The organism is Nocardia terrae, from assembly GCF_009760405.1.
GTDB classification, from domain to species: domain Bacteria; phylum Actinomycetota; class Actinomycetes; order Mycobacteriales; family Mycobacteriaceae; genus Nocardia; species Nocardia terrae.
Genome location: NZ_WRPP01000010.1, coordinates 55106 through 72314, shown reverse-complemented (window position 1 = coordinate 72314; position 17209 = coordinate 55106). Strand labels below are relative to the sequence as shown.

Sequence of the window (17209 nt, the reverse complement as noted above, 5' to 3'; positions counted from 1 at the left end):
GTTCGGCCTTCCTAGGGTGACGCGCCCAGCACGGTTCGGCGCTCGCCGGAAGGTCTGACTGTCACAGTGGCGCGACCGCACCGGAATTGCACCGGTTTCTTCCGTTCGACGAGCTCGCCGATGCTATCGCGCCGCCCGGCGATCCCCGTCAACGCGCCCGGATCACAGTGCGGCAAAGGCTCGCCCGAGACCCTGGGAGACCGACCGGTCCGAAAGTATGCTGCCGATATGCCAAGCACTCCAGGATGGGTCAGGCGGAATCGCTTTGCTGCCTGGTCGGGATACTTTTGCGCATTGGTTGCCTTCGCAACGCTGGCTATGGCCCTCACGGCCGCCGGCTCCGGTCACACGCAGTGGGCGATGCTCGCCGGCATCATCTGCGCCGCGACGGTGCTGTTCGCCATCACGGTCATGAGCACCACCATCCACCGCGACCACGTCGAACACCACAACGTCCCCAGCCTCCTCAATGACACCTGGGAAACCACACCCGCCTTCGCCCGCCGCCGCGGCGCGCCGAAGGCCATCGAACCCCACCGCATGCACTGACCGCACCCGAAAAGACCCACCCGCCAACCAGATTCCGGGGCTTCACTCCCCGGAATCTCTTTTTGCCCTCCCCCATCCGTGTGCAGTTGCGTCCTTCGGTCCGACACGTGCGCAACTCATGCCCAGATTGCAATATCTCCAGATTTGGATACCTGTTCTTCACCCGGCTCAACCAGCCAGTGCGTGCCCGACCTCGGCATCCTCCGTAGGCTGGGAACGCCATGACGCGATCCGATCCCGATTCCTGCCCGGGCGTGCTGCGCCTGCACCAAGCAGCCGACGGTCCCCTCGCCCGCATTCGCGTGCCGGGCGGGCGGCTCTCCCCCGAGCAGATGCAAGCCCTCGCCGCGGCCGCCGTCGATCTCGGCGACGGCAATATCGAACTCACCTCCCGCGGCAATGTGCAGTTCCGCCGGGTCCGCGACGCCGCCGAACTCAGCGAACGGCTCACCACGGCGGGCCTGCTGCCCAGCGCCACCCATGAGCGGGTCCGCAATATCGTCGCCTCTCCCCTGTCGGGCCGGACCGGAGGCTGGACCGACGTGCATCCGCTGGTGCCCGCGCTCGACGAGGGTCTGCGCGCGGATCCGCGCCTGGCCGAGCTGCCCGGTCGCGTCCTGTTCACCCTCGACGACGGTCGCGGCGATGTCAGCGGCCTCGGCGGCGATATCGGCGTGCACGCGCTCGACGACGCCACCTACGCGCTCCTGTTGGCGGGCAAGGACACCGGTGTGCGCGTACCCGCCGCCGAGGCGGTCGACCTCATGCTCGCCGCCGCCCACGGCTTCCTCGAACTGCGCGACGGCCAGTGGCGGCTGCACGAGATCCCCGACGGCGGCACCCGCCTGACCGAGCACCTGCTGGCCAACCGCTCCGATCTGGACGCCTCCGGCGAACCCGTCGAACTGGCCCCGCGCCAGGACATTCCGATCGGCTGGCTGACCCAGGACGACAATCGGGTCGCCCTCGGCGCGGGCGTCCGCCTGGGCTCCCTGCCCGCCCGCACCGCCGAATTCATCGCCGCCGTCGAGCGTCCGATTTTCGTCACCCCGTGGCGCAGCATCGTTCTCACCGACATGGACGAATGGACCGCCGAGCAGGTCGTCCGCGTCCTCGCACCCATGGGCTTGGTCTTCGACGCCAACTCACCATGGCTACTGGTCAGCGCCTGCGCGGGCATGCCGGGCTGCGCCAAATCCCTCACCGACGTCCGAGCCGATACCGCCGAGGCCGTCGACTCCGGCCGCGTGATCCACACCGGCACACCGCAAGTCGCCCGCGAGGGCCTCGACGCCGACGAGATCGTCGCCACGGGCCGCCAGCACTGGTCCGGCTGCGACCGCCGCTGCGGCCGCCCCAAGGGCGCGGTCACCGACATCATCGCCACCACCGACGGCTACCGCATCGTCCCCGCCGACTAGACCGATCCGCTCCCTCGGCAAGCGCGATGCCGCGCCGTTCTCGCCCGGAGAGTCGATCGGGTCGGAGTGCGGTTGGCCGCCGCGTGCACGGCGTCATCGCCAAGGGCGGGCCGAACACCATGAGCGCGAGCGGATGGCCGTCCGCGGCGGAGCCGATGGGCACGAAGGTGGCCGCCGGTCCGGACAGAGAGCTCTGGGGCGCCGGCTCGAGGGCCCACTCGGAGTGTCGTCTCGGCGTTCAGTCGGTCGGCGCTTCGATGAACCGGTCGCGATGGTTGTGAATGAAGTCGGCGAAGGTCTGAGGCGGGTGCCCTATCGCCTCGCCGAGCGCGGTGCTGTCGAGTCGGGGCGCGACCGGGTTCTGTGAGAATTTCGCGCCCAGGCTCGAGATGTGCTGGGCCATCTCGGGATTGATCGTCGCGAGCGTGTCCCGCCGGGCCAGATCCTCGAGGTCGCGCTGCCATTGCGCGGCCGGAATCTGCTGATAACCGACGGGACTTCCGATTTCGGCGGCGATGAGCGCGGCGATCTCGGCATGCGTGTGCACGGCAGCGCCCGGCGGGTAGGACGTGGTGGCGGCCGGGTAGCGGTCCGGGTCGATGAGGGCGGCCACGGCGAGATCGGCGGCATCATGTCCGCTGATCCACGGCATGGCCGCCGCTCCGAAGCTGTTGGCGAAGCCTCCGGTGCGGCGGATGGACTCGGCGTGCAGGAGCGGGATGTTCTCGTAGAACAGCGCGGCGATACGCAGGACGGCCGGTTCGAGTCCGGCCCAGGAGAACACCTCCTCCGCCGCCCAATGCGCGCGGCCCAGCCCGCTGGGACTGTCGGCGGCCGTGGCCGCCATCGACATGACCACCAATCGCGGCGTGCTCGCGGCGGCACGCATCGCCGAGGCCAAATTCGTCGCGGCCTGCACGACACCGGGTGCGACGGGGTAGGTGAAGTACACCGTGTCCACGCCGTCGACCGCGGCATCGAGGGTCCGGCGATCCAGCAGATCGCCCACCGCGATCTGCGCTCCGAGCGCACGAAGGCGTTGCGCGCGTTCATCTTCGGTGCGAACCAGGACGCGAACGGTGTGGTTCTGCTCCTGAAGACGCTGCGCGACATGGGAACCGGTGCCGCCGTGGCGGCCGCCCGCCCCGATGACCAGCGTCGTGGACCGGGAATCGATGGAGCTCACGGCACATCCTTTCGATAGTTCACCCGCGGGTGAGTGCCGGATCGCGGCCGAAGAGGACCGCGGCGCCCCACGCTAAATTAGTGACTACCATTATGCAAGTAACTAGGTGCATGGGAGAATCGCCGGATGCGACGGACGAGTGTGGAGTCCATGGGATGCCCGATAGCCGGTGCGCTGGATCAGGTCGGCGACTGGTGGACCCTGCTGATCATGCGAGACGCCCTGGACGGATTCAGCAGGTTCGACGAGTTCGGATACAACCTCGGCATCGCCCCGAACATGCTGACCAGGCGACTGAGCACCCTCGTCGAGACCGGTCTGCTCGAACGCAGGCGCTACCACGACGCACCGCCGCGCTACGAATACATCGCGACCGCCAAGGGCCGAGACCTCTTCCCCGTGGTGGTGGCCCTCTACGAATGGGGCCGCAAACACGCCGACACCGCCGAACCGAGCGTGATCCTGGTCGATCGGGAGACCGGTGACGAGATCGTCCCCGGCCTCGTCGACCGGGACAGCGGCCGACCGCTGTCCACGATCGACTTCACGTTCCTCGCCGGTCCCGGGGCCGACGATCGGATGCGGGAACGTCTCGACCCCGATCGCCGCGCCGCGCGCCGTCGCCGCGCCGCCGGCGACGACTGAGGTCTCGACAACCCGATCGGTATCGCACGATGATCGGATCGGCCTACGCTCGGAATTCGGCCCGGTGTGTCAGCACGGACATGAGCGGCGGCGGTACGACGATCCTTGCTGAGGCAGTGTGGTTTCCGTGACCGGCGGAGGCGGGAGTCGATCATGACCGTGTCGAAGCTCAGCGATCAGGAGATCGCGGCGATGTCGGATGACGAGCGGCGGGCTCTCATTCGGCGATTGCAGCCGCCGCCCGAGCGGGTGCTGCCCCGACCGGAGGTGGTGCGGGTGCATCGGCGGGTTCGTCTGACGCTCATGGTCGCCGGCTGTCTCGGGCTGATTCCCTGGATCGTCTACCTCGGCTTCTCGCTGCCGGCCGAGTACCACGCCCGCAATTGGTCGCTGGCGTGGATCGGCTACGACATCATGCTGGTGCTGCTGATGGCGAGCACCGCGTATCTGGGCTGGAAACGCCGGGTGATGGTGCTGCTCCCGGCGTTCGCCACCGGCATCCTGCTGCTCGTGGACGCCTGGTTCGACATCGTGACCGCCGATGCCGGGGATGTGTGGGTCTCGGTCGGCACGGCCGTGCTCGCTGAGATTCCGTTGGCGGGGCTGCAGATCAGCGGCGCGATCATGTTGCTGCGCTTCCTGATCATGGCGCACCCCCTGCACGATCCAGCGGTCAGTCCGTTCCGGACCCGGTTGCCGTTCTGACCTGGTGCATTTCCAGCGTGCAGCATTTCACGCTGCCGCCGGACTTGAGCAGCTCCGAGAGGTCGATGCCGACCGGTTCGTACCCGCGGGCTCGCAACTGCTCGTGCAGTTCGGTCGCCTTCTCGGTCAGGAACACGTGGTAGCCGTCGCAGACGCCGTTGAGGCCCAGCACATTCGCGTCCTCGTCGGTGGCGATGATGGCATCGGGATACAACCGCGCCAGCAGGCGTGCGCTGGGACCGCTGAAGGCGGCCGGGTAGTAGGCGATGGTGTCGTCGAGCACCATGAGCGCGGTATCGAGGTGGTAGAAGCGGGGATCCACGAGATCCAGCGAGACGACCGGCAGCCCGAAGAACTCCCCCACCTCCTCGTGCGCGCCGCGCGCGCTGCGGAACCCGGTTCCGGCCAGGATGCGCTCGCCCGCGATGGCGAAATCGCCTTCGCCCTCATTGGTCTCGCGCGCCGCGGCGACGGCGGTGAAGCCCCGCGCGGCCATCCAGTCGTGGTAGGCCGGGCCTTCGGCCTCGCGTTCGGGATTGGCGAAGCGCGCCGAGAGCGCGCGGTCGCCGATGATCAGCCCGCCATTGGCGGCGAATACCATATCCGGCAGCCCCGCAACGGGTTCGATCACCTCGACCCGATGCCCGCGCGCCTCGTAGGCAGCCCGCAGACCGTCCCACTGGGCCAGCGCGAGGGCACGGTTGACCGGTTCGGAGGTGTCCATCCACGGGTTGATGGCGTAGGTGACTTCGAAGTGTTCCGGGCGGCACATGAGATAGCGGCGGGGAACGGGACGGCGGGCGGCGGGATCACGGGCGGGCAGGGTGGCTACGGACGTCAACGAGACTCCCTCGGTAGCGGCGCGGACCGGGCTGAGCTGAAGGTATGTGGCGTACCGTTGCACTGGAAATAGCGATTCGTTGCGTTGATCACCGATATCGCGGCGAATCATTGCGTCAGAACGATGCGTGCGCATCATTGCGAGAAGGAGCCGACCGTGGACGAGCTCGACCGTCGCATCCTGGCCCACCTGCTCGAGCACGCCCGCGCCTCGTTCCAGGAGATCGGGGCGGCCGTCGGATTGTCGGCGCCCGCGGTCAAACGCCGGGTCGACAAGATGGTGGCGGGCGGGCAGATCACCGGCTTCACCGCCGTGGTGAATCCGGCCGCGCTCGGCTGGCGCACCGAGGCGTATGTCGAAGTCTTCTACCGCGACAACATCTCCCCCGCCGAACTGCGCCGCAGCCTCGAACCGATCCCCCAGGTGGTCGGGGTGTGGACGATTGCGGGCGAGGCCGACGCGCTGGTCCACGTGATGGCCACGGACATGGCCGAAATAGAGGCCACGGTCGAGCGGATCCGGGAGAACGCGCGGGTCGGGCGCACTCGCAGCAATATCGTCATGTCCCGCTTGATCGAACGCCCCCGCACCTGACCGAACCGCACGGTACGGCGGTCGCGCTCGTCCGCAGGCCGTCGCGCACTACCCACTCGAGGCCGCTCGGAGGGCGAAATCTACTGTGGACGCCATGTCCGACGTGCGTACCAGCTACCTCAAAGACGGGGCCGAGATTTATCGGCGCTCGTTCGCGACCATTCGGGACGAGGCCGATCTGGCCCGGTTCCCAGCGGATGTGTCGCAGGTGGTGGTGCGCATGATCCACGCCTGCGGGCAGGTGGATCTGGCCGGGGACGTCGAGTTCAGTACCGATGTGGTGGCCAAGGCGCGGGCGGCGCTGCGTGCGGGCGCGCCGATTCTGTGCGACGCCAACATGGTTGCCTCCGGGGTCACGCGCAAGCGGCTGCCCGCCGACAACGAGGTGCTGTGCCTGTTGCGCGATCCGCGCGTGCCCGAACTGGCCGCGGCCATCGACAATACGAGATCCGCTGCGGCGCTGGAACTCTGGCGTGATCGGCTGGACGGGGCGGTGGTCGCCATCGGCAATGCGCCGACCGCGCTGTTCCATCTGCTCGACATGCTCGACGCGGGCGCGCCCCGCCCGGCCGCGGTGCTCGGTATTCCCGTCGGGTTCATCGGGGCCGCGGAATCCAAGCAGGCGCTGGCCGAATACGGCGGCGTCGAATTCCTGACCGTGCGGGGCCGGCGCGGCGGCAGCGCCATCACGGCCGCCGCCCTCAATGCGATTGCGAGCGAACAAGAATGAGCAAGCTCTGGGGTGTCGGGCTGGGTCCCGGCGATCCGGAACTGGTGACGGTCAAGGCCGCCCGCGTCATCGCCGAGGCCGACGTCATCGCCTTCCACAGCGCCCGCCACGGCCGCAGCATCTCGCGTGCCATCGCCGCGCCGTACATGCGCGAGGGGCAGCTCGAGGAGCACCTGGTCTACCCGGTCACCACCGAGACCACCGATCATCCCGGCGGCTATCAGGGCGCGATCGACGAATTCTACGAGCGCGCAGCCGCCTTGCTCGCCGAGCACCTGTCCGCGGGCCGCACCGTGGCCCTGCTCGCCGCGGGCGACCCGCTGTTCTACAGCTCGTTCATGCACATGCACCGCCGCCTGGCCGACCGCTTCGAAACCGAGATCATCCCAGGCGTCACCTCGGTCAGCGCCGCCTCCGCCGCCCTGGGCACTCCCCTCGTGGAGGGCGAGCAGGTCCTGACCATCCTCCCCGGCACCATGCCCACCGAGGAACTCACCGCCCGCCTGCGCGAAACCGACGCCGCCGCCATCATGAAGCTCGGCCGCACGTACCCCGGTGTCCGCCAGGCCCTTTCCGACTCCGGCCGCCTCGACGACGCCTACTACGTCGAACGCGCCAGCTCCACCCGCCAGCGTGTCCTGCGTGCCGCCGACGTCGACGACTCGAGCGTCCCCTACTTCGCGATCACCATCGTGCCGGGCCCCGAACCCGCCACCCGAATCCCGTTGACCACGCAGGACGTACGCCACGCGCCCATCGCAACGGCGATCGATGCCATCTCGACCGACACCGAAAGCGCAGCCGCCGCAGGAAATCCCGGCGCACCCGCTATCTTTCGGTCGCGAGCGGAGGCCACCTCGGGGACGGGAGCGGCCGGAGCACAGACCGCCACCGAATCTCCTGTGGCGCAGCAGGGCAGCGTCGCCAATCCCACGACTATCCATCGCCACACCGACCCGGGGACACCGGCATCCGCGATCACCGCCGATCCGGAGGCGGATCGCCGGTTCGGCGAGGTCGTGGTGGTGGGGCTCGGACCCGGCGCTGAGGGATGGACCACGCCCGAAGTAGCGCAGGCGCTGGCCGAGGCGACCGACATCGTCGGGTACACGACGTATGTGAACCGGGTGCCGGTGCGGGCCGGGCAGCGGCGGCATGCCAGTGACAATCGGGTCGAATCCGAGCGGGCCGGAATGGCTTTGGACATGGCCAAGGGCGGGGCGAAGGTCGTGGTGGTGTCGTCCGGGGATCCCGGGGTGTTCGCCATGGCGGCGGCGGTGATCGAGGAGTCGGCCGATCCGCAGTGGCGCGATGTGCCGGTGCGGGTGCTGCCGGGGGTGACCGCGGCCAGCGCGGTGGCCAGCCGGATGGGCGCGCCGCTGGGGCACGATTTCGCCATGCTGTCGCTGTCGGATCGGCTCAAGCCGTGGGAGACGGTGGCGCAACGCATTTCGGCCGTGGCATCAGCGGATATGGCGTTCGCGGTGTACAACCCCGCCTCGTCGCAGCGGCAGTGGCAGGTGGCGGCCATGCGGGAGCTGGTGCTCGAGCATCGCAAGCCCGAGACGCCGGTGGTGATCGGCCGCGATGTGGGCGGGCCGACCGAATCGGTGCGGGTGGTGACCCTGCAGGACCTGGATCCGGCCGAGGTGGACATGCGGACCCTGCTGATCGTGGGCGCGTCCACCACCACGGTGTTCGACGCGGCCGGTGGACCCAGGGTGTTCACCTCGCGTCGCTACGGAGACTAATATTCCACAGTAGAACGTGGCTGGAAGGAGTGCCGGTGACCGAAGACAAAGCTCGACGCCCGCTCAACTCGACGGCAGCGTCCCTACTCGGCTTCCTGCACCAGGGCGAAATGTCCGGGTGGGATCTGGTGGCGATGGCCCAGGAGCGCATCGGCGACTTCTGGACCATCACCCAGAGCCAGGTCTATCGGGAGCTGGCCACCATGCATCAGCTCGGACTCGTGGAGAAGGGTGAATCCGGCGCGCGCGATCGCACGCCGTACCGCATCACCGAGGACGGCCGAGAGGCGTTCGCGGAGTGGATCGCCCGCGACCCGGGCGCCGAAACGATCCGGGTGCCGCTGCTGCTGACCCTGTCCTTCGGTGAATTCGTGGACTCCGGACGGCTCGAGCGCATCGTCGCCGCCAACCGCGCCGTCCACGAACAACGGTTGTCGGGCTACCTGTCCGGCCAGGACGAGCAGCGCATGTCGCCGTTCGAGCGTGCCACCCTCGATTTCGGAATCCGCTACGAGCGGGCCGTCCTGGAGTGGTTCGACCGCCTGCCCGAGCTATTGGACCGCACCAGCCGCCTGTCCTGACCCGGCGGCAATGGGCTAGCGCTCGGCGGTTTCGCGCCGAGCGCGCAGCCAATCCCACGCCGCCGCAACGGTTTCCACCTGCCGCGCGCCTTCGGGCAGCGGTGGCCGGTCGATCATCACGACCGCGAGGCCGAGCGCACGCGCGGCGGTCAGCTTGGCCTCGGTGAGCGCTCCCCCGCTGTCCTTGGTCACCAGGACGTCGATGTCCCGCTCGGTCAGCAATGCGATCTCATCCTCGACACTGAAAGGCCCACGGGCGAGCAGCAATTCGTGATTCTCGGGGACATCACCCTCGGGCGGGTCGATGGCACGGATCAGGAACCACGCATCCGAGTGCGCGAACGCGCCCACACCCTGGCGCCCGATGGTCAGGAAGACCCGCTTCCCCAGCGCCGCAGCGGCTTCCGCCGCCAACGCCAGGTCGGGAACATGGATCCAGCGATCCGCCTCCCGCTCGGCCCAGCCCGGGCGCCGCAGGTGCACTATCGGCAATCCGAGACTCGCCGCCGCAGCGGCGGCGTTGGCCGTGATGCCCCCGGCAAATGGATGCGTCGCATCCACCACGGCCTCGATCCCATTGCCCGCCAGCCACTCCCGCAGCCCCTCGACTCCCCCGAATCCCCCGACGCGCACCTCGCCGACCGGCAGCACAGGTTCGCGCACGCGCCCGGCGAGCGAGGACACGATCTCGAATCCCCGCTCACCGGAAGCGATGTCGGCCAGTTCCCGAGCCTCCCGGGTGCCACCGAGAATCAGCGTTTTCAGGGCTGCCCGCTGAAGTAGGCCGAGCCCGAATCGATCAGCGGCTGCCCGCCCGCGATGAGCAGACCGATGATCGCCCCCGGAATCGCGCCGATCCCGAACAGGAACGCACCCAGAATGCCGCCGATGATCCCGCCCAGCGCCGCATGCTGCAGCTGCCCGAAGAAATCGGCCTGCGAGTCGATGTCCTTGGCGCCCGACACCGGAGCCGAGGTCGGGGTCAGCGTCAACTGCGTCCCGGTGGCGTCGATATCCGAGGTGAGCGCGTACTGCTTACCCGCCAGCACCCCGCTCAACGGCACCCGCAGCACCTCGGCGCCGGCCTGATTCTTCAGGAACACGGTCTGGTTCGCCGCATCCAGGCTGAACTGCCCACCGCTCACCTTGGTGACGATGTCGTTCGCATCGGTCAGCGCCACACTGTAATCAACACCCTGCTGCGTCCCCTGCAGCGTCGACGAAGCCTGCTGCACCGCCGGAGCCTGATCGACGGGCACGGCATAACCGGTCCCCGCAGCGATCCCGGTCGCGGCAGCGGCAACGAATGCGGTAGCCACGAACTTTGTGTACTTCATGAATCTCCAATAGCTCGAACCGAACCCGATAACAATCGGGTCACGGCCGTTCACCCTACCGTTGACTCACCGACGTTTCATTCTGAATGACTCACCTGTGCCATCAATTCCGGCCGTATGGCGCGCCGAATCGGCTCCCGCCGAGCCCACGCCCACCGCATGTCCCAATTGCGCACCGGCACGCCACTTGCCACCCGCCCTCCCTGCACCATCGGACCCAACGATGTCGCGCAGATTGCCCCACGTCACCCAATCCACCGCCGAGTCCCGCTTCAGCACTCTTCCGCCTGAATACGGACCCACCAGCCAACTGGCGTGTCAGGTTCGGTGGCGGCGGCGAGGAAGTCGACAGAGGAATTGCGGATACGCACCCATGATCCAGCGGAACAGCCGCGGATCAGGCAGCGCCTGTGAAAGCTGTTCTCCTGCACTTGGTCCGGTCGGAGGTATCGCTCGATGTGGAATCTGCCGTCTCCGCGGCATAGAAAGGCGTTCTGTGCGTTGGGAGTTGCCAGACTCCGGCGCCGAACCGGGCTGCTCGCGTGCCGGTGAGCAGACGCTACCGACCGCCGCTACGGCACGATCTGCACCGCGAGCTTGCCGCGGGTGTGTCCACCGGCGACGCGCGCGAGCGCTTCAGGGGCTTGCTCGAGCGGGAACACGGCCTCGACCCTCGGATGTAGCTGGCCGGCCTCGACCAAGGCGGTCAGCGCGTCGAGGCGCTGCCGGTCGACACGTGCGGCGAAAGTGTCCCCGGTGATCCCGCGTTCCAACTCACCCATCGGATCCTGGGCGATGATCGACACCGCGCGGCCGTTGTCTCGGATCGTGGTGAGGGCGCTGTCGCGGGTCTGTCCCCCGGCGCCGTCGAACAACAGGTCGACGCCTCCGGGCACAGCGCGGTGGACCTGTCCGGCCCAGTCGGGATCGTGATAATCGAACACCGCCGCGGCACCCAGGCTCCGCAGATACCCGTGGTTGCCGAGGCTGGCCACACCCAGGACACGGGCGCCCACGGCTACCGCGATCTGCACCGCGCAACTGCCGACTCCGCCCGAGGCGGCGGTAATGAGGACGGTTTCCCCAGCCCGCAACCGCCCTCGGTCGATGAGCCCTTCGTGCGCGGTTCCCGCTGCGATCACCAGCCCCGCCGCTGCCGCGAAGTCCGTGTCGGCAGGCATCGCGGCCACCCGGCCGGAATCCGCGAGCACGAACTCGGCGAGCCCGCCGCCGGTCGGGAACGTCGTCGCGTAAACCCGCTGTCCCGGTAGGACTTCGGCGCCCACACCGACCGCTTCCACTACACCGGAGACCTCTTGGCCCGGAACGAACGGCACCGTGGTCCCGGGAAACCCTCCACCCAGCATTCCCACATCCCACGGACCCACGCCCGCGCAGTGGACGCGGATCAGCACCTGGCCGGGACCGGGGTCAGGCGGTGGCGGCGACTCCTCGACAGTGACACTCTCGATCCCGGTCAACTCCTGGGCCACGGCAACACGCACGGCTACCTTCTTCCTAGGTGGTCGGACATCCAGCATGACCGACTCGCCGAGCCGCGCATCGCAGCCTCGCCACCTCCGTGTGTCGGACCTATCGCGCCGATGCCACCGCGATCATCCTCACCAGCGAGCAGCCCGTCGACGGACCCGTCCCTCGCACCCCCGCGATGCGCGCCTCTCGGCATACACGCACACTCTCGACGGCCGAGAACCGCTCGGCCCGTTGATCTTCCATACACCGCACTGACCTGTTCGAGACGCAACTCGGCTACCTAGACACTTGATGGCAGGGCCGAATCGGTCAGCGCTCAACGCGGCATGACAGCGCGTTCGTCAGACCGTGCGGCCTGGCCCCAATCTGAACGATCTGTCACCAGCAGGCAGAACAAGTAATGATCTTCATCGCTGGTATGTCGTTTGGTTTGCTGGCGTAGTGGGAAGTCGAATGGCAAGGGTTGAGCTCTCCAGCCTGAGTCCGGTGGCGGACTCCGCGGTGGCATCGTGGTCATGCGGTCGAAGCTGCTCCGTCAGCGCCCATGAAAGCCCTGGTTCCCATCATGATCACTTCGCGATCTGCGCGCGACCAGCTCTCGGCCGCCGCGATATCCAGCAACCAACCCCCTCGCTGCGCCTTCACCGGCGAACTCGACATCTGCAACTGCGACAGCTTCCGCGCACAGCTGTCGGACTCGCTGCCCATCGGCGGAGCCTTGGTCGTCGACCTGCACGCGGTCACATTCTTCAGCCTCAATGCGCTGCAGGTGCTACTCGAGGTCCAGCGGCTCGCCGAAGTCCGCCAGTGCGATCTGATGGTCGTCGGCTCACGCTGCGTCGACCGGGTCTTGGACGTGACGGGAGCGGCAGCCGAGTTCACTTTGCTGCACTACATCCCGAACTGAGGGTGGTCGGTGTTGCCCGCCTCAGGCGTTGTGCGAGGAAACGCAGCCAGGCAGGGTGGGCGGGCAACACCACATCGACGGCACCCGGTTGCCCACCGCATATTCCGTTGTCGCGCAGGCTCTCGCGGTTCGTGCGTATCCCTCGTCGTTGAGGAAACCATCGCCATTGATGGTCGTACTGCACCGGAAGCCGTATGCAGGGCCTGGGTTCGGGCCGCACCCAGCAGTCGGACATTCTTCGCATACCCGGTTCCTGCCCCTTGACGCGCCAGCACATCCAAAAGTCGGTACGGGCCCGGTTTGATACCCGCGGCCCGGGGAATCGCCTGCCCGTCAGCACAACCAGCGCAAGGGATCGAACATGATCGTCCTGGGAATCATCCTTCTTGTGATCGGCATCGTCGTCGGCATCCCGATCCTCACCACCATCGGCGTCATCCTTCTGATCGTCGGCGCCATCCTCGCGGTACTGGGTGCGGTTGGCCGCCCGATCGGTGGACGCTCCCACTACTTCTGACGATTTTCCTCAGCGCCGCAATCGGACCGTGGACCGAAGGAGATCTGAAATGCCCAAAGTCCCAATGTTTCTTGCTGGCAGCGAGGTTTGCGCCGACGTGGTCGCACTACGGGTGCGTGATGTCGTTCTTTGAGTCGACTACACCGACATCGACCTTCCCGGCTATCGCACCCTGACCGAACATCAGCCGGTGACCTTCGCCGTCGAACGAGATGAGCGCGGCCTGCACGCATCGATGGTGCGCCCACGCTAGAGGAAGCTCATTAATTTGAATGCCGTCGAAAGACGCCTTCTGGCTTCTGTATTCGTCACAATCGGACTACTGCGCCGCATGGTGGACGACGAAGCATCGCTGCGCGCGGGCAGCGGCTTGCCAACCGACCTCAAGACCATTCTCATGCGCCTCGACGTCGCGATGGCGGATTTAGGTGCCCGCATCGACGTCGCTGCCGCTCTCGAGCTTCCCGCTGGTAGCCAGCATTACCCAGCGAGAGAGCCGCTTTCCCTTTTCATCCGCTGAACACCACCCATGCACCGGAGGCTGTTGTCCCCGGCTGTCAGACGGCGGTGCCGCCATCAGGATCCATGCCGCCCAATCCTTCCGGGGATTCGGTCTCGCCCTTGGGGTCGCGCTCGGTTGTCACAGCCGTGTGCTCGTCCGCGAACTCGCTCCCTCGATCGGCCTCGTCCAGATCTGCGCGCTCCCGCGGATCGCCGGCATCTGCATCCGTCCCCATCATCTGTCCTCGCTCGTTCGATGTACGCGTCTGCGCTATGCCTGCTGGGCCTGCCACATCCAATGCAACTGTTCGAGACGCCCGGCGATCTCGATCAGGAGATCTTGGGTGACGGGGTCTGCTGTCTCGGTGGCCTGGATGTGTTCGCGTAGCCGGGTGATCACGGCCCAGAGGTTGTCGACCATGGAGTCGATGACGACGGTGTCGTGCTGCCAGCCGTCGCTGATTCCCTCTGCTGCGGATTCCTTGATCACGGTCGTGGCCCGGCCGTCGGGGCTGATGCCGATCGCCGTGGCGCGCTCGGCGGCCGTATCGGTGAATTCCCTTGCCGTGGTTACCACTTCGTCCAGTCCGAGATGCACTGAACGGAAGTGTGGTCCGATCACGTTCCAGTGTGCCTGCTTGGCGATCAGCGAGAGATCGATCAGATCGACGACGGTCTGTTGCAACGCATCTCCGGTCACGCGCAGGTTGTCGCCGCTGAGCGGGCTCTGAATGGGCTTTGCCGGCATGGTCGTCCTCCTCGAGAGTGGCCGTGGGCTACGTCCACGCTCTACCCGGCGGCTGCGCGTTCAATCGGTGCGACCACCGCTCAGTTCGACGTCGTGCCGACGGTTTCAACGACGCTGCTGAGGGTTAACTGCCGTATATCCGGTTATCGCCGTGTCAGAGCGGTGGCTGTGGCCCGTCGCTCACGAACGGGATGCAGGGAGAGACGATGGATCATTCGGTTGCCCCGATACTGGATGCACTGGCCGACTACGGACGACTCGGCCGTTACGGCTTCACCCCGCCCGGACATCGTCAGGGACGGGGTGCGGATCCGCGGGTGCGGGAAGTCCTCGGCGGTGCGCTGGCCGCCGATGTGCTGGCGGCGCCGGGTATGGACGACCGCCTCGCGCGCGGCCATCACCTCGCCGACGCCGAGGACTTGATGGCCGACGCGGTGGGTGCCGAGTATGCCTTCTTCTCCACCTGCGGGAGTTCGCTGTCGGTGAAGGCGGCGATGATGGCGGTCGCGGGTGGTGACGGCGGCTTGATCCTGGGCCGCGACAGCCATAAGTCGATCGTCGCGGGATTGATCTTCTCGGGTGTGCGCCCGTATTGGATCACGCCCAGATGGGATGCGGCACGGCACTTCTCGCATCCACCGTCACCGCAGCAGGTGCGCGCGGCCTGGCAGGCTCACCCGGATGCGGCAGGTGCGCTGATCGTCAGTCCCAGCCCATACGGTACCTGCGCGGACCTCGAGGGGATCGCGGCCGTCTGCCACGAATACGGCAAACCGCTCATCGTGGACGAGGCGTGGGGTGCGCATCTGCCCTTCCACACCGACCTGCCTACCTGGGCCATGGACGCGGGTGCCGACATCTGCGTGGTCAGCGTCCACAAGATGGGCGCGGGCTTCGAGCAGGGATCGGTCTTTCACGTCCAAGGCGATCTCGTCGATCGTGACCGATTGAGCCAGTGCGCCGACCTGCTGATGACCACCAGCCCCAATGTCATGCTGTACGCCGCGATCGACGGGTGGCGTCGCCAGATGGTCGAGCAGGGACACGAATTGCTCACCGGCGCATTGCAAGTCGCCGCCTACGGCCGCGAGCGGCTTATCACGTTGCCGGGCATCACCGTCATGGAGGACGAACTGCTCGGTGTGGAGGCATCCCACGATCTGGATCGGCTACAGATCCTGATGGACGTCTCCGCGACCGGCGCGACCGGATACGAGATCGCCGACTGGCTGCGCGCCAACCGGCGTATCGACCTCGGCCACAGCGATCATCGTCGTGTCCTCGCGACCCTGGCGATGAGCGACGACAAACAGTCTCTCGACACCCTCCACGATGGGCTCGCCGCCTGGCGTACACGGCTGAAACACCCAGCGCCACACGATATTCGGCTGCTCTCGCCACAAGAACTGCAACTCGATACCGTCATTTCTCCACGGGACGCATTCTTCGGCCCATGCGAGGACGTCCCCGCCGAGCACGCAGCGGGACGCATCGCGGCCGAACAGGTCACACCGTATCCGCCGGGAATTCCGGTGATCGTGCCCGGCGAGCTCATCAACACTGCCGTCGTCGACTATCTGCGCACCGGGATCGCCGCCGGGATGAACGTCCCCGACCCGGCCGACCCCCAACTCCGCACGCTGCGTGTCGTCGCACGGTAGGCCGTCGGTTTCACCGGACCATCTACTCGTGGCCACGACAAGGTCATCCCTGGACGGCCGCGAGCAACATGTCGAGTGCCGTTTCAATGGCCGCGGCGAGGACCGCACTCGGGTCACAGTCGAATTGCTCATGGCGAGTTCGTGTTTCGCCGTCGGCATCGACTGCCAACCACACCGAGCCCGCAGGCTCGCCGTCCTGAGGACCAGGACCTCCCACACCGGTCACCGCCACTGCTACGTCCGCGTCGAGCAGCGACCGCACGCCCGCGGCCATGGCGCGCGCAGCCTCCTCCGAGACAACCGGTACGTCCGATACGCCGAGAACCTGGCGTTTGACCTGTTCGCTGTAGGCCACCACCGCACCGCGAAGCCAGTGGGCCGAATCGGGCGCTGCGCCGAGCGACGAGGACAGCTTTCCGCACGTCAACGATTCCGCGACCGCCACGGTAAGGCCCGCCCGCCGCGCCGCGCCCGCCACGCGTTCGGCGAGCTCGTCGATATCCGCCATGACCTCATCCTTTCGAAATGACTCGATTGGGTACGACAGCCGCAGAGCCCAACGATCGGCGGCGACAGTGTCACCGAGAGGCGGCGATGGAGCTCTCACGATCCGCGGTGACCGGTTGCCGCGTCCGCGCCTGCTTCCGCTGTAGGCGAGGCACGGACCGCTGCCTGCAGGCGCGGTAGCAATTCGACCGCCTCGGGCAGTTTGCGTGCCGGGGTCGAAATAGCGTGGTGCGACGCCCACTTCCCAGTTCGGTAACGAGCAAATGGGCGAGCGGACGCTGCGGGCCGGAACGCGGGGACGCCGCGAGCTCGAATGCGGTTCGGTGGGCGTACACGTTCACGGCCAGCCCCACGATGTTCTCCTGCTGAGATCTGGTTCACGGTTCGACCAGAGCACTACCCGGTTGCCCGTCCTTGAATCGGCCGCAACGCCGCGCAGCGTGGTCGTGGGTGAAGATCCCGAATCTGGGTACGACCAACAGACCCGGCCCGACGCCGGTGGTTCATTCGCTGACAGGAGGAACATCCCATGGC

At 67.3% G+C, this 17209-nt stretch carries 21 protein-coding genes and 1 riboswitch; of the genes, 12 read left to right on the top strand and 9 right to left on the bottom strand.

Annotation, left to right across the window (positions count from 1 at the left end; all coding sequences use genetic code 11):
* Positions 1-42 precede the first annotated feature (42 nt).
* Positions 43-112: riboswitch (adenosylcobalamin-variant (AdoCbl-variant) riboswitch) on the bottom strand.
* Positions 113-294: 182 nt separating this feature from the next.
* Together GPX89_RS36095 and cobG are read left to right on the top strand one after the other, a co-directional pair.
* Positions 295-549, top strand: coding sequence for a hypothetical protein (locus tag GPX89_RS36095; RefSeq protein ID WP_157392237.1), 255 nt, complete (start codon positions 295-297; stop codon positions 547-549).
* A gap of 221 nt (positions 550-770) precedes the next feature.
* Entirely contained in the window at positions 771-1970 is a 1200-nt protein-coding gene (gene cobG / locus GPX89_RS36090; RefSeq protein WP_157392236.1) for a precorrin-3B synthase, read from the top strand.
* A 238-nt stretch (positions 1971-2208) separates the two neighbouring features.
* Here cobG and GPX89_RS36085 read toward each other — a convergent pair whose 3' ends face one another.
* Positions 2209-3156, bottom strand: a complete 948-nt coding sequence (locus GPX89_RS36085) for an NmrA family NAD(P)-binding protein (RefSeq protein WP_157392235.1) — start codon at positions 3154-3156, stop codon at positions 2209-2211.
* A gap of 126 nt (positions 3157-3282) precedes the next feature.
* Between GPX89_RS36085 and GPX89_RS36080 the strand changes: the two genes are divergently transcribed.
* Both GPX89_RS36080 and GPX89_RS36075 read left to right on the top strand, forming a co-directional pair.
* Complete coding sequence (locus tag GPX89_RS36080) at positions 3283-3801, top strand: winged helix-turn-helix transcriptional regulator (RefSeq protein ID WP_157392234.1); 519 nt, start codon at positions 3283-3285, stop codon at positions 3799-3801.
* A gap of 153 nt (positions 3802-3954) precedes the next feature.
* Positions 3955-4506 (top strand): hypothetical protein, encoded by a 552-nt coding sequence (locus GPX89_RS36075; protein ID WP_157392233.1) that lies wholly within the window; start codon positions 3955-3957, stop codon positions 4504-4506.
* Here the strand turns inward: GPX89_RS36075 and ddaH are convergent.
* Positions 4475-5347, bottom strand: a complete 873-nt coding sequence (gene ddaH / locus GPX89_RS36070) for a dimethylargininase (RefSeq protein WP_235948907.1) — start codon at positions 5345-5347, stop codon at positions 4475-4477. The genes GPX89_RS36075 and ddaH overlap by 32 nt on opposite strands.
* A gap of 123 nt (positions 5348-5470) precedes the next feature.
* Between ddaH and GPX89_RS36065 the strand changes: the two genes are divergently transcribed.
* From GPX89_RS36065 to GPX89_RS36050, 4 genes are all read left to right on the top strand, one after another.
* Positions 5471-5941, top strand: coding sequence for an Lrp/AsnC family transcriptional regulator (locus GPX89_RS36065; protein ID WP_157392232.1), 471 nt, complete (start codon positions 5471-5473; stop codon positions 5939-5941).
* 94 nt (positions 5942-6035) lie between these two features.
* Positions 6036-6671 carry a precorrin-8X methylmutase gene (locus tag GPX89_RS36060; protein WP_157392231.1) on the top strand — a complete coding sequence of 212 codons (636 nt, stop codon included), beginning with the start codon at positions 6036-6038 and terminating at the stop codon, positions 6669-6671.
* Positions 6668-8422: a precorrin-3B C(17)-methyltransferase gene (gene cobJ / locus GPX89_RS36055; RefSeq protein ID WP_157392230.1), complete on the top strand. Its 1755-nt coding sequence runs from the start codon at positions 6668-6670 to the stop codon at positions 8420-8422. The genes GPX89_RS36060 and cobJ overlap by 4 nt, the downstream gene beginning before the upstream one ends.
* Before the next feature lie 35 nt (positions 8423-8457).
* Positions 8458-9003 carry a PadR family transcriptional regulator gene (locus tag GPX89_RS36050; RefSeq protein WP_328602690.1) on the top strand — a complete coding sequence of 182 codons (546 nt, stop codon included), beginning with the start codon at positions 8458-8460 and terminating at the stop codon, positions 9001-9003.
* 15 nt (positions 9004-9018) lie between these two features.
* Here the strand turns inward: GPX89_RS36050 and GPX89_RS36045 are convergent, their stop codons facing one another.
* From GPX89_RS36045 to GPX89_RS36035, 3 genes are all read right to left on the bottom strand, one after another.
* The gene (locus tag GPX89_RS36045; RefSeq protein WP_157392392.1) at positions 9019-9768 is read right to left on the bottom strand and encodes a cobalt-precorrin-6A reductase; all 750 of its coding nucleotides are present in this window, start codon (positions 9766-9768) and stop codon (positions 9019-9021) included.
* The gene (locus GPX89_RS36040) at positions 9765-10322 is read right to left on the bottom strand and encodes a hypothetical protein (RefSeq protein WP_328602689.1); all 558 of its coding nucleotides are present in this window, start codon (positions 10320-10322) and stop codon (positions 9765-9767) included. Before GPX89_RS36040 ends, GPX89_RS36045 begins: the two co-directional genes overlap by 4 nt.
* Positions 10323-10912: 590 nt before the next feature.
* Positions 10913-11845, bottom strand: a complete 933-nt coding sequence (locus tag GPX89_RS36035; protein WP_198347759.1) for an NADP-dependent oxidoreductase — start codon at positions 11843-11845, stop codon at positions 10913-10915.
* Between the two features lie 554 nt (positions 11846-12399).
* Here GPX89_RS36035 and GPX89_RS36030 point away from each other — a divergent pair.
* Positions 12400-12741, top strand: coding sequence for an STAS domain-containing protein (locus tag GPX89_RS36030; RefSeq protein ID WP_157392227.1), 342 nt, complete (start codon positions 12400-12402; stop codon positions 12739-12741).
* 361 nt (positions 12742-13102) lie between these two features.
* Positions 13103-13258 (top strand): DUF6131 family protein, encoded by a 156-nt coding sequence (locus tag GPX89_RS44055; protein ID WP_198347438.1) that lies wholly within the window; start codon positions 13103-13105, stop codon positions 13256-13258.
* A 106-nt stretch (positions 13259-13364) separates the two neighbouring features.
* Here the strand turns inward: GPX89_RS44055 and GPX89_RS45655 are convergent, their stop codons facing one another.
* A complete protein-coding gene (locus GPX89_RS45655) occupies positions 13365-13487 on the bottom strand; it encodes a hypothetical protein (protein WP_268893426.1) in 123 nt (40 codons plus the stop codon).
* Positions 13488-13589: 102 nt separating this feature from the next.
* Here GPX89_RS45655 and GPX89_RS36020 point away from each other — a divergent pair, with 102 nt between their 5' ends.
* Positions 13590-13778 carry a hypothetical protein gene (locus GPX89_RS36020; protein ID WP_157392226.1) on the top strand — a complete coding sequence of 63 codons (189 nt, stop codon included), beginning with the start codon at positions 13590-13592 and terminating at the stop codon, positions 13776-13778.
* A 37-nt stretch (positions 13779-13815) separates the two neighbouring features.
* On the opposite strand, the gene GPX89_RS36015 is transcribed toward GPX89_RS36020, so the two are convergent.
* Complete coding sequence (locus GPX89_RS36015; RefSeq protein WP_157392225.1) at positions 13816-13995, bottom strand: hypothetical protein; 180 nt, start codon at positions 13993-13995, stop codon at positions 13816-13818.
* Positions 13996-14030: 35 nt separating this feature from the next.
* Positions 14031-14507 (bottom strand): Dps family protein, encoded by a 477-nt coding sequence (locus GPX89_RS36010; RefSeq protein ID WP_157392224.1) that lies wholly within the window; start codon positions 14505-14507, stop codon positions 14031-14033.
* Positions 14508-14713: 206 nt separating this feature from the next.
* Here GPX89_RS36010 and GPX89_RS36005 point away from each other — a divergent pair, with 206 nt between their 5' ends.
* The gene (locus GPX89_RS36005) at positions 14714-16168 is read left to right on the top strand and encodes an aminotransferase class I/II-fold pyridoxal phosphate-dependent enzyme (protein ID WP_157392223.1); all 1455 of its coding nucleotides are present in this window, start codon (positions 14714-14716) and stop codon (positions 16166-16168) included.
* 43 nt (positions 16169-16211) lie between these two features.
* On the opposite strand, the gene GPX89_RS36000 is transcribed toward GPX89_RS36005, so the two are convergent.
* Positions 16212-16676, bottom strand: a complete 465-nt coding sequence (locus GPX89_RS36000) for a CinA family protein (RefSeq protein WP_157392222.1) — start codon at positions 16674-16676, stop codon at positions 16212-16214.
* Positions 16677-17209 lie beyond the last annotated feature (533 nt).

Excerpts from the sequence above, each read along its gene's own strand:
- GPX89_RS36000 (WP_157392222.1), bottom strand. The coding sequence starts at position 16,676 with ATGGCGGATATCGACGAGCTCGCCGAACGCGTGGCGGGCGCGGCGCGG.
- GPX89_RS44055 (WP_198347438.1), top strand. The coding sequence starts at position 13,103 with ATGATCGTCCTGGGAATCATCCTTCTTGTGATCGGCATCGTCGTCGGC.
- GPX89_RS36020 (WP_157392226.1), top strand. The coding sequence starts at position 13,590 with ATGGTGGACGACGAAGCATCGCTGCGCGCGGGCAGCGGCTTGCCAACC.
- cobJ (WP_157392230.1), top strand. The coding sequence starts at position 6,668 with ATGAGCAAGCTCTGGGGTGTCGGGCTGGGTCCCGGCGATCCGGAACTG.
- GPX89_RS36060 (WP_157392231.1), top strand. The coding sequence starts at position 6,036 with ATGTCCGACGTGCGTACCAGCTACCTCAAAGACGGGGCCGAGATTTAT.
- GPX89_RS36015 (WP_157392225.1), bottom strand. The coding sequence starts at position 13,995 with ATGGGGACGGATGCAGATGCCGGCGATCCGCGGGAGCGCGCAGATCTG.
- GPX89_RS36030 (WP_157392227.1), top strand. The coding sequence starts at position 12,400 with ATGATCACTTCGCGATCTGCGCGCGACCAGCTCTCGGCCGCCGCGATA.
- GPX89_RS36065 (WP_157392232.1), top strand. The coding sequence starts at position 5,471 with ATGCGTGCGCATCATTGCGAGAAGGAGCCGACCGTGGACGAGCTCGAC.
- cobG (WP_157392236.1), top strand. The coding sequence starts at position 771 with ATGACGCGATCCGATCCCGATTCCTGCCCGGGCGTGCTGCGCCTGCAC.
- GPX89_RS36010 (WP_157392224.1), bottom strand. The coding sequence starts at position 14,507 with ATGCCGGCAAAGCCCATTCAGAGCCCGCTCAGCGGCGACAACCTGCGC.
- GPX89_RS36005 (WP_157392223.1), top strand. The coding sequence starts at position 14,714 with ATGGATCATTCGGTTGCCCCGATACTGGATGCACTGGCCGACTACGGA.
- GPX89_RS36075 (WP_157392233.1), top strand. The coding sequence starts at position 3,955 with ATGACCGTGTCGAAGCTCAGCGATCAGGAGATCGCGGCGATGTCGGAT.
- GPX89_RS36080 (WP_157392234.1), top strand. The coding sequence starts at position 3,283 with ATGCGACGGACGAGTGTGGAGTCCATGGGATGCCCGATAGCCGGTGCG.